The 413-nt window shown below is 65.9% G+C and carries 1 pseudogene; it reads right to left on the bottom strand.

What is annotated here, in order from left to right:
• Positions 1–413, bottom strand: a pseudogene (locus GJ700_RS35130) (heme utilization protein); the annotation flags it as partial.

The following is a 413-nucleotide window of genomic DNA, read 5'->3' as shown; positions in this document are numbered from 1 at the left end:
TGCGTGGATTTCAGGGCCGCGATCACGGTGGTGGTCAGCGTATCGACGTCGGCCGTGGCAATCGCGGCAATCACGTCGGTGGCCAGCACGCCGAACTGGGTGCTGGTCAGCGCCGCCAGCTGGACGCTGGTCAGGGCCGCGATTTGCAGCGAATTCAAGCCGGTCGACACTTGCAAGGTGGTCAGCGCGGCGATCTGCTGCGACGTCAGCGCGTCAACCTGGGCGGTCGTGATGGCGCCGAACTGGCTCGACGTCAGGGCTGCCAGCACGTTGGTCTTGATGACGGCCAGGTCGGCGTCCTGCATGTTGGCGATCTGGTTGGTCGTCAAACCAGCCGCTTGCGCCGAGGTCAGGGTCGACACTTGCGTGGTCGACAGCGCCACCACCTGGTCGGACGTCAGGCCGGCCACTTG

The organism is Pseudoduganella rivuli (assembly GCF_009674485.1).
Taxonomy (GTDB): domain Bacteria; phylum Pseudomonadota; class Gammaproteobacteria; order Burkholderiales; family Burkholderiaceae_D; genus Rugamonas; species Rugamonas rivuli_B.
This window is presented reverse-complemented; position numbering and strand designations above follow the sequence as displayed.